This window comes from Carboxylicivirga caseinilyticus (assembly GCF_050589785.1).
Classification (GTDB): domain Bacteria; phylum Bacteroidota; class Bacteroidia; order Bacteroidales; family Marinilabiliaceae; genus Carboxylicivirga; species Carboxylicivirga caseinilyticus.
The window spans coordinates 20,391-30,867 of sequence record NZ_JBNGOX010000057.1; the positions used below are offsets into that span (position 1 = coordinate 20,391).

The 10,477-nt window shown below is 34.9% G+C and carries 10 protein-coding genes; 6 read left to right on the forward strand and 4 right to left on the reverse strand.

Annotation, left to right across the window (positions count from 1 at the left end; translation table 11 throughout):
• Window positions 1-283: 283 nt before the first annotated feature.
• The 5 genes from ACRD62_RS20705 (at window position 284) to tsaA (ending at window position 6,072) form a co-directional block, all read left to right on the forward strand.
• On the forward strand, window positions 284-2,005 hold the full coding sequence (locus ACRD62_RS20705) for a peptidase domain-containing ABC transporter (RefSeq protein WP_430822012.1): 1,722 nt from the start codon (window positions 284-286) through the stop codon (window positions 2,003-2,005).
• Window positions 2,006-2,008: 3 nt separating this feature from the next.
• The gene (locus ACRD62_RS20710) at window positions 2,009-3,367 is read left to right on the forward strand and encodes an HlyD family secretion protein (RefSeq protein WP_430822013.1); all 1,359 of its coding nucleotides are present in this window, start codon (window positions 2,009-2,011) and stop codon (window positions 3,365-3,367) included.
• 8 nt (window positions 3,368-3,375) lie between these two features.
• The gene (locus ACRD62_RS20715; protein ID WP_430822014.1) at window positions 3,376-4,791 is read left to right on the forward strand and encodes a TolC family protein; all 1,416 of its coding nucleotides are present in this window, start codon (window positions 3,376-3,378) and stop codon (window positions 4,789-4,791) included.
• A gap of 5 nt (window positions 4,792-4,796) precedes the next feature.
• Window positions 4,797-5,453, forward strand: a complete 657-nt coding sequence (locus tag ACRD62_RS20720; RefSeq protein ID WP_430822015.1) for an NAD(P)H-binding protein — start codon at window positions 4,797-4,799, stop codon at window positions 5,451-5,453.
• 127 nt (window positions 5,454-5,580) lie between these two features.
• Window positions 5,581-6,072, forward strand: coding sequence for a tRNA (N6-threonylcarbamoyladenosine(37)-N6)-methyltransferase TrmO (gene tsaA, locus ACRD62_RS20725; RefSeq protein WP_430822016.1), 492 nt, complete (start codon window positions 5,581-5,583; stop codon window positions 6,070-6,072).
• Window positions 6,073-6,138: 66 nt separating this feature from the next.
• Here tsaA and ACRD62_RS20730 read toward each other — a convergent pair whose 3' ends face one another.
• The 3 genes from ACRD62_RS20730 to ACRD62_RS20740 form a co-directional block, all read right to left on the reverse strand.
• Window positions 6,139-6,327 carry a cold-shock protein gene (locus ACRD62_RS20730; protein WP_321409262.1) on the reverse strand — a complete coding sequence of 63 codons (189 nt, stop codon included), beginning with the start codon at window positions 6,325-6,327 and terminating at the stop codon, window positions 6,139-6,141.
• Window positions 6,328-6,501: 174 nt separating this feature from the next.
• Window positions 6,502-6,933, reverse strand: a complete 432-nt coding sequence (locus tag ACRD62_RS20735; RefSeq protein ID WP_430822017.1) for a hypothetical protein — start codon at window positions 6,931-6,933, stop codon at window positions 6,502-6,504.
• Between the two features lie 69 nt (window positions 6,934-7,002).
• Window positions 7,003-8,241: a serine hydrolase domain-containing protein gene (locus ACRD62_RS20740; protein WP_430822018.1), complete on the reverse strand. Its 1,239-nt coding sequence runs from the start codon at window positions 8,239-8,241 to the stop codon at window positions 7,003-7,005.
• 123 nt (window positions 8,242-8,364) lie between these two features.
• Here ACRD62_RS20740 and ACRD62_RS20745 point away from each other — a divergent pair, with 123 nt between their 5' ends.
• Window positions 8,365-9,111 (forward strand): glucose 1-dehydrogenase, encoded by a 747-nt coding sequence (locus ACRD62_RS20745; RefSeq protein WP_430822019.1) that lies wholly within the window; start codon window positions 8,365-8,367, stop codon window positions 9,109-9,111.
• A gap of 73 nt (window positions 9,112-9,184) precedes the next feature.
• On the opposite strand, the gene ACRD62_RS20750 is transcribed toward ACRD62_RS20745, so the two are convergent.
• The gene (locus ACRD62_RS20750; RefSeq protein WP_430822020.1) at window positions 9,185-10,285 is read right to left on the reverse strand and encodes a methyltransferase; all 1,101 of its coding nucleotides are present in this window, start codon (window positions 10,283-10,285) and stop codon (window positions 9,185-9,187) included.
• Between the last annotated feature and the right edge of the window lie 192 nt (window positions 10,286-10,477).

A 10,477-nucleotide genomic window follows, 5' to 3' on the forward strand; every position in this document is an offset into this window, starting at 1 on the left:
TAATATATGTAAGTGTATAACGCCTTGTAAGTAAGTTAGATTGATAAACAAATAAAGACTTATAAAATATACTGTTACAATTATTAACAAATATTCATAAATAATTATAGCCAGTTAATTGTTAAATGATTTAATTGATTGATAGTATATGCGTTGGCTATAAGGTGTATCTTCACTAAATTAGTATAGCTAATACAATCCATTTATGAAATGGGTTATGTCAACAAAACAAATTACGTGTTGCTTAACCAACCAAATTAAACATCATTAATTAAAGATTGATATGGAATACGATGTTAAACTGCCCTTTAGGCGATTTATCAATATGCTGAAAGTAGATAAACAGGACATTTTTAGCATTTATATTTATGCTATTTTCAATGGGTTGGTTTCTTTATCACTACCACTGGGTGTGCAGGCTATTATTAATTTAATAACAGGTGGTAAGGTCTCAACTTCATGGGTTGTTTTGGTTACCATTGTTGTACTGGGGGTCATTATGAATGGAGTAATGCAAATTATGCAAATGAGTATCTCGGAGAATATTCAGCAGAAATTGTTTGCCCGATCAGCCTTTGATTTTACATTTCGTATTCCTCGCATAAAATTAAGTGCTTTGGATGGTAATTATGCTCCGGAGTTAATGAATCGTTTCTTCGATACACTAACCGTTCAAAAAGGATTGTCAAAAATACTACTGGATTTATCATCTGCGCTTTTACAAGTATTATTTGGAATGATATTATTATCAATTTATCATTCCTATTTTATTCTCTACAGCGCCATTCTGTTAGTGATTGTGTTTCTGATTTTCAGATATACAACAAGAAAGGGGTTGATATCCAGTTTAAAGGAATCTACCTATAAATATAAAGTTGCTCATTGGTTACAAGAGTTGGCAAGAGCACAGGATACTTTTAAAATGGCAGCTAATTCAAACCTGCCATTAGAAAAAACAGATGAATCTGTTCTGGGATATTTGAAATATAGAAAGAGTCACTTTAGAATATTGGTTATTCAATGGGTCAACCTGATCAGTTTTAAGGTGATTATGATTGCCGGATTGCTGATTGTGGGTGGTTTACTGGTAATTAATCAACAAATGAATATTGGTCAGTTTGTAGCTGCTGAGATCATTATTTTAATGATTGTTACTTCGGTTGAAAAGCTGATGACGCTTATCGAAACGGTTTATGATGTACTTACCTCTGTTGAAAAAATGGGGTCAATTGCTGATATGCCTTTGGATTGTGATTTAGGAGAAGATATTGATTTAAGTAAATCAGAAGGATTCGACATCACCATCGAGAATCTTAGTTATGCATTCAATGAAGCCTCCAGTAACGAGGTCCTGAAAGATCTTAACCTGAATATTAAAGCTGGTGAGAAGATTTGTCTTACCGGGTTCAATGGTTCCGGTAAATCTATGTTAATAAAGCATCTTGGAGGTATGTATGATAGTTACAGCGGTAATATTCAGTTTAATGGAGTATCACTTAAGAACTGGAAAAAGAATGATTTAAAATCACAGATTGCATCCTGTTTATCTAAAGAAGAGATTTTTGCCGGAACCATTCTTGAAAATATTACTCTTGGTAAATCAAATATCTCGCGTTTAGAAGTTGAAAAAGTAGCTGCCATAATGGGTTTTAATTCATTTGTTGATACTTTGGAAAACAGGTATGATACCATGCTGATTGCAGAAGGTAAAAATCTGCCAAAAAGTGTGAGACTTAAAATTATTTTAGCCCGAAGCATAGTAGTTGAGAGCAGGCTGATTTTATTAGGTGATCTTTTTAATCAATTGAATGAATCAGATAAAGAACAATTTATAACTTATCTGCTTAGTCTTAAGTCTACAGTCATCGTTACATCCAATAATCCATCAATAGCTGATCGATTCGAACGTGTATTAGTTCTTAACAGGGGCCAGTTAATAGCTGATGGATTGCATCAAAACATGAAACATTTAGGTTGGTATAAAAACGTTTTTCAATCAAAATAAACTATGCTAAATATCTCACAAAATATAGAAGTAGGATCAAAGATTGATAAGAGTAAACTTAAATCGTTTTCTTTGGTCAGGAATTATGTAGCCGGTAAGTTGTTTACCCGTTTGTTGTATCTGTCTTTTTTTGCATTGGTTGCTTCCATGTTTTTACCATGGACTCAAAATATCAGATCAACAGGTTATGTAACGGCATTGAAGCCTAATCAACGTCCTCAAACCATTCATTCAGTTATAGGTGGTCGTATCGAAAACTGGTTTATTCAGGAGGGTGATTTTGTAAAAAAGGGAGATACTATTCTGTTTTTATCCGAAACAAAAGCGGAGTATATGGATCCTAAATTGTTACAAAGGACTCAACAACAGATTGAAGCGAAAGAATTAGCTGTTCATAGTTATATGGAAAAGATAAAGGCTTTGGATGAGCAAATCAGGGCTCTTTCGCAAACACAAAGCCTGAAGATGGAACAAACCCAGAACTATGTGAAACAGGCAATGTTGAAGATTCAATCAGACAGTATTGAATATGAAGCCAGTAAAACCAACTACGAAATAGCTAAGCGGCAACACGAAAGAACACAGAAACTTTATTCTGATGGTTTGAATTCATTAACTGAGTTGGAATCACGTAAACTAAAGATGCAGGAGACACAGGCTAAAATGGTAAGTGCCGAAAATAAGTTGTTGACCAGTCGTAATAATTTAATCAACTACAAAGTAGAGTTATCTTCAATCCGAAATCAATACCGTGAGAAACTGAGTAAATCAGAATCAGATAAGTATTCGGCTATGTCGGCTTTGTATGATGCTGAGGCTACCTTGAGTAAAATGCAGAATCAATATATGAACTATTCGGTTCGTACAGGCATGTATTACGTAACGGCACCACAAGATGGATATATAACAAAAACCATCCGAACCGGAATTGGAGAAACTGTAAAAGAAGGAGATCCACTGGTAAGTATAATGCCTGCTGATTTTGAATTGGCTGTTGAAATGTATGTTGATCCGATTGATTTACCATTGTTGCATGTTGGTGATAAGGTGCGTTTTATGTTTGACGGATGGCCTTCGATTGTTTTTAGTGGCTGGCCTAACGTATCGTTTGGAACATTTGGTGGTAGAGTCTTTGCTATTGATAATTTTATTAGTGAAAATGGACAATACCGTATTCTGGTTGAACAGGATAAAGAAGAACAGGCATGGCCTGAGCAGTTAAGGATCGGTGCCGGAGCTGATGGTATTGCCTTACTAAATGATGTGCCTGTTTGGTATGAAATATGGCGTCAAATGAATGGATTTCCTCCTGATTATTACAAAGGGGAGAAAGTGAATGAATCAACCAACAAGAAAAAATAATATTAAATATGACATTGAAACGTATTGTATTAATAATAGTAGTTGTATTTAATGGGTTATTAGTTAAGGCACAAAGAGACAGTTCTGTGTTTACTTTGCAGCAATTGCTTTGGTATGTCGAGCAATATCATCCTGTTTCGTTACAGAGTCAGATATTAATTCAACAAGGTGAGAGTGAAATACGTAAAGCCCGGGGTGGTTTTGATCCATATTTATTCGCAGGTCTGGATCAGAAATACTACGATGATAAAGAGTATTACAGCCTCTTAGGAACAGGATTAAAAGTGCCAACCTGGTATGGTGTTGAGTTAAAAACAGGGTATGATCAAAACAGGGGTTATTACCTCAATCCTCAAAATACTGTTCCTGACGATGGTTTATGGTATGCAGGAATTTCAGTACCTGTTGGTAAAGGTTTGGTTATTGATAAACGTAGGGTAGAACTTAAAAAGGCCAGGTTATACGCTGAATCAACCAAAGCAGAACAGGAAAAAATGATGCTGGGTTTATATTTCGAAGCGGTTAAAAAATATTGGGATTGGGTAGCTGCATATAATGAATACAAGGTTTATGATGAAGCTGTAGAATTAGCTCAGACTCGATTAAGAGCCATCAAAGGGAGTCACGAATTTGGAGACAAATCAGCCATTGATACTCTTGAAGCCTATATTGTGGTTCAAAACCGACAATTAAATAAGAAAGGGGCAAAGCTTAAATACGATAATGAAACACTCGAATTGTCTAATTATCTGTGGTTTGAGAATGGAGTGCCTCTAAGTATTACTGATATGCATCCTCCGGTTTATACGGTAGCCGATAAGGAAGATGTTATTTCACCGGATTCAATTAATAATCTGATAAATACATTAGGTATATCGCACCCTGATATGCAGTTGATGGATTATAAACTGGCTTCACTGGAAGTTGATCGAAAACTTAAACGAGAGAGTTTTAAGCCCAATTTAAAACTTAATTACAATATTTTAAATGAACCTCAAGGGAGTAATGTATTCAGGGGATATTCCATCAATAACTATAAATGGGGATTTAATTTTAGTATGCCATTATTCCTGCGAGAGGAGCGGGGTTCCTATGAACAGTCAATCTTTAAAATTAAAGATGCTAAATGGAAACAAAATCTGAAATTAGTTGAGTTACAAAATAATTTGCTGAAGTATTACAATACACAATTAACATTATCCGAACAAGTTGATCTTTACGCTAATGTGATTAAAAACTACAATCGCCTGCTGGAAGCAGAAAAACAGCGTTTTGATTCCGGAGAAAGTTCTCTTTTTGTGGTTAATGCACGTGAAAATTATTTGATTGAAGCCCGATTAAAAATGATTTCGTTATTGGCCAAATACAACGTTTCATTGGTTGGAGTGGGTTATGCGGCAGGTATCTCAATTTTTAAAAATTAGGTGTAATGAGTAAAACAGCTTTGGTAATTGGTACTACCGGATTGGTAGGATCACATTTGGTACAGGAATTATTGGTTAATGAAGAATATTCAACAGTAAAAGTATTTGTTAGAAGAGCAACCGGTATTAGTCATCCAAAGCTGCAGGAATTCATTTGTAATTTTAATCGTTTGGATGAGATAGCCGAAAATATTAAAGGTGATGTATTATACTCCGCTATGGGTACCACGTTAAAACAAGCCGGAAGTAAGGAGAATCAGTATGAGGTAGATTTTACTTATCAATATGAATTTGCCAGATTAGCTGCCGATAATGATGTTAAGGAATATATTCTGGTGTCATCTGTGTCGGCAAATGCTCGTTCAAAAGCTTTTTATCTGCGGATTAAAGGTGAACTTGAAGAGGCGGTTAAGAATCTTGATTTTGAGAAGATTATTATTTTACAACCAAGTGGATTAATGGGGCAACGTGATAATAAACGAAAGCGTGAGGTTATAGGTATTGCTATGATGAATGCAATAATCAGAGTGCTACCTGGGCTAAAGAAGTATCGTGGTATTAAAGGAGCAACAGTTGCAAAAGCCATGGTTAATCTCGCAAAAAAGTCATTCAACGAAAAGGCAATAACAATAAGACTGGATGAGATATTTGAATATGCCTGATATTTAAAAGTATTTCGAAATTACTCAACGCAATTAAGTTGGAATAATAGGAGGAATTTGTTTGGATATTGTTAACTTGCCATTCCTTTGCAGTATTAAATCCAATCCATTTTCAAATCTATCGAATATGAATACTTCTATCATTGAAATGAAACCGATTGGTATCATCCATACTCCATTTACCAGTATCGAAAATATGCCTATTCAACCAATGGCAGCTAAGGAAATTTTAGGAACAATTGAGATCTTTCCTGAATATGCTGAAGGATTGCTTGATCTGGAAGAATTCTCACACATTACTTTATTGTATCATTTTCATAAAATAGATGGCTTTCAACTTAAGGTGAAACCTTTTATGGATACTGTAGAGCATGGTATTTTTGCAACCAAATCACCCAAAAGACCCAATGCAATTGGATTATCAACTGTAGAATTATTGTCGGTTGAGAAAAATGTAATCCATATTAAAATGATTGATGTTCTGGATGGTACGCCATTATTAGATATTAAACCTTTCTTTGCCAGATTTGATAACCGCGAGGATACGAAAGCAGGCTGGCTCGACAGGCAAATAAATCTGAAGGTTGATAGCCTGAGATCGGACGACAGATTTAAATAATAAAAAAGGGCGTTTCTGATTACCAGATACGCCCTAAAGGTATTGTTAGCAAAAAAGTTATATCGATTAAATTACTTTCACGTTTACAGCATTCATGCCTTTTTTACCTTCTTTCAATTCAAATTCTACTTCGTCACCTTCTTGAATTTTGTCAATTAAGCCGGTAACGTGTACAAAATGTTCTTTTCCGTTGTCTTCGGTGATGAAACCAAAACCTTTTGCATCGTTAAAGAACTTTACTTTTCCTGTATTCATCTTTTGATTATTAAAAATATGGTGCTAAAATAATCTAATATTTCGATTATATATAACAAATTATAAAATGTTGACATTTAATCTTTTATTTTATTCAAAATTCAGACATAGAGAATACATTGTTTTTGGATGTAATATTCATGGAAACAGTTGGTTAGTGTTGTTTGATTGGATCTAATATTCATATAGAAGAGGCTGATCAAAGTCTTTAAAATTTAAGATAACTCTGTTCCCTTCAACCTGTAAAGAATGAATGTCAAAACTTATTTCTTTACTGAAGTAGGCATCGCAAAGTTCATCATTCTTCAACGAAAGACGTAAAGTGCGTTGTGGTGGAAATGATTCAGCTATTGCTTCAGAGTCAATTAGTTTAACAATCCAGGAAGAACCATCACATCCACTGGAAGAAAAATTAATCAGTAAACAATCATCCTGAATGCTGATATTGTTGATGTTTAGCATGTCGTCAGGCGCATTATTAAATTCATCTGAACTAATGACAACAGTTTGATCGCAATTAGATTTGGTTATATTCTCATCATTACAACAGGCCTGAAATGCAGTAAAAATTGCAATTAAAGTGAAGATATGGACTGAGTTTTTCATATCTGTAAGATGAGATATAATCCCAAGGGTTGCTTGAAAAAAGAAGAGTCGGTTGCCCGACTCTTTTGCTTATTGCATAGCCTCATAAACTATTTTTCTGTAATCGCGGTAAAAAGCGGTTGTATTACCTGGCATCATTTGTGTAAATGTGAACCCGAAAAGGTTATTTTTTACATCAATCCAGAAGTGAGTATCAGCAGCCCCTTCCCAGGCAATTTCTCCTGCATATGGATAACTGCCTTCCGGATTATCAATCAATTGCAATTTAAAGCCAATGGTCCAGCCTGTATTATTCCATGCTTTCTTTCCATCCGGCATCTGGTTTTCATAAAGCATCGAGATGGTTTCCGGTTGAAAAATTCGAATTCCATTCAATTCTCCTTTATTTAATATCATCTGACAAAAGCGAGCGTAATCCATCATGGTAGATTGTAAACCACCACCTCCCATTAAGAGTATTGCCGGTTTGGTAAATCGACTTTCATCGATGGACTCAATTAATTTAATTCCATTAGTGCTGTCCGGAGCATAAACACAAGTATAACGGGCAATTTTCTCTTCAGGGACAAAGAAACCTGTATCATTCATTTTGAGTGGTGTAAAAATATTGTCGGCTAAAAATTCATCTAGCTTTTGACCAGAAAGTACTTCGATGAGGTAACCAATTACATCAATAGATACACTGTATTCCCATTTTTCACCAGGTTGAAATTTTAAAGGTATCTGTGTTAAACGTTTTATTTTTGGTTCCAGTAGTTCGTTCCAAACAAGAATGGAATCGGCTCTGTAAATTGAATCAACATATGAATTCGGAGTCCAGCCATAAGTTAGCCCGGAAGTGTGTGTCATCAGATTACGTATCGTCAGTACAGGATTCTGATCAACCAATATAGGTTGGCCGTTCTCATAACCTTTGAATACTTTGGTGTTGGCAAACTCAGGAATGTATTTGCTAACAGGATCATCCAACTCAAATAAACCTTTTTCATAAAGTTTCATTAAAGCCATGGATGTAATACTTTTCGTCATGGAATAGATTCGGAAAATACTTTCGGTGCTCAAAGGTTTTTGATTCTCAACATCTGCCCATCCATATGCATTTGTTTGAATTAGTTTTCCATCTTTCACCAACATGGTTGTGATACCAGCCAATTGTTTGTTGTCGATATATTTTTGCATGGCTGTATCGATCGAAAGAAGAAATTCAGGATTTAATCCAACTTCTTCAGGTGATGCTTCCGGAAAGGAAAATGGTTGTTGACATTGGCAGAGAATGCCAATGAGTAATAGATAAAGTAATTTTTTCATAGTCTGGATTTTGAAATGTCTATCTAAGGTATAAAAACTTTATGTATGAGCAAGATATACATATAAATAGCAAATCAATTAACGTAATCCAAAAACAAGTATCTTTAGTTAAAATATTGGACAATGAATTTTTTAAATAAAATAGTCCTTGTTACAGGGGCAGCCAATGGAATAGGAAGAGGAATCGCTTTGGAATATGCGAAAAAAGGTGCAACTGTATTGGTTGCCGATATAGATATACTAAAGGCAAAAGATACTGTTGCTCAGATTGAAAATGATGGAGGGACTGCTTTTGCTTATGAAGTGAATGTTAGAAATGCCAGTGAAGTTGTAGAATTGTTTAATGTTTTGAAGAACCAGTTTGGTGGTTTGGATATTCTCATCAATAATGAGGGTGTTTCGAGATGGAAATCGCCATATGAATTAGATGTAGAGGAATGGGATGAGATAATAAATACTAATCTTCGAGGTGTATTTCTTTGCTCGCGCGAAGCAGCAAAAATAATGCGACAGTCAGGAGGAGGCTCTATCGTAAATATTGCATCAACCCGTGCAATCATGTCAGAACCTAATTCAGAAGCTTATGCTGCTTCGAAAGGAGGAATTGTTGCCCTTACACATGCAATGGCAGCATCTTTTGCACCAGACCATATCCAGGTGAATTGTATAAGTCCGGGATGGATTGAGACTGGAGACTATTCTCAATTAAGCGAAAAGGATCATAAACAGCATTTTTCACAAAGGGTTGGGAAGCCTGAAGATATTGCTAAAGCTTGCATGTATCTTACGCAATCAGATAATCAGTTTGTTAACGGTGTTAACCTGATTGTGGATGGTGGTATGACCCGGAAGATGATTTATGAGGAATAATAGCAAGACATTTGTGCAGTCTACAGATAACCGCGAGTTTTGTATAATATAGAATTGAAGTCTAATCAGATTGTCAAATTATTGCATTTTTGCATTCAATGATTTGAAATTTAGTGTTTTCAGCTGTGATCATAACCTTGCTGTAGATTTTTCGCAGGTGTGTAGCATAGTTTAGGTGCTTGTTGGCTACAACCACAAACCGTCCATTTGGCTTTAAACATCGGCAGGTCTGTTTAAACAGACTTAACGAAACTTCGATATTGGTTTCGTGGCCAAAATGAAAAGGAGGATTGGTTACAATTAAATCAAAAAACTGATTTTTAAAATCACTCAGATCGTTATTAAAGAGGCAGTTTGCTTTGGGTAGGTTTATTTTGGATGATTCAACAGCAAGGTAAAAATCATCAACCAGGTAAAGGTTGGATGATGGATTGTTCTTTTCCAGATGATAAGCAATAATTCCATTGCCACAGGCAAGGTCTAATATTGAATCTTCATTCTCATAAATATCAAGGTTATCAAGTAGAAATCGGGTTCCCATATCTATTTTACCTGATGAAAAAACACCTTTGTATTGCATAAGTTCATCACCATTTTCAACAGCAATCGTTTCGGTTAATATTTCATCCTGCTTTGTTATAGGTTCAGAAAGTATCAATAATCTTGATTTTTTATAAGCCAGTGATTGTTCTGCTTTTTTAAAATATTTTTGCGCCACATCAAGCATTGATGAGGTAAAATATTTTGTCATAAACCCACATATTACAATTCCGTCTTCACTTATCATTTGAGAAACCTGGTGTAGATATAATGCAAATAATTCCATTGATTTTGGAACCTTTACTATTGCGGTTTCGATTTTTAAGTTGTTGATTGATAAAATATCAGAGAAAGTAATTTGATCCAATTGAATTCCATTGTTAGCCAGGTTTTTTTGAATAGCTTTTTCCTGACTTTTATAGTCGATTATTACAGTAGGTTTCAAATGATGAAGAGCGATGGACAGGAAACCAAATCGATCATTGATGATAGCAACCGGTGATTGTAGGTTATTTTCTCCTAAATATGACAGAATATATTCATCAGCAGCATTCCAGGGTTTAAGTGATGTTAAACTAGTCTCGGGATAACGTTCTATTTTGAATGAACCTGTGCTGCTTGAAAATGACTCCATAGTAAATTAAATAATCAGAAGGCAAAGATAACGGTATATTAGTAACTATGGTCAATATGAAAATTAGATCTTAATATTGCTGGCACATAACTAAAAAAAAGAGGGTGTCCAAAAAGTGATTCTGCAAATAAGGAATCTTTCAAATTGTAACTTTACTTTCATTATACCCCACCAAACCTCCCCTATAAGGGA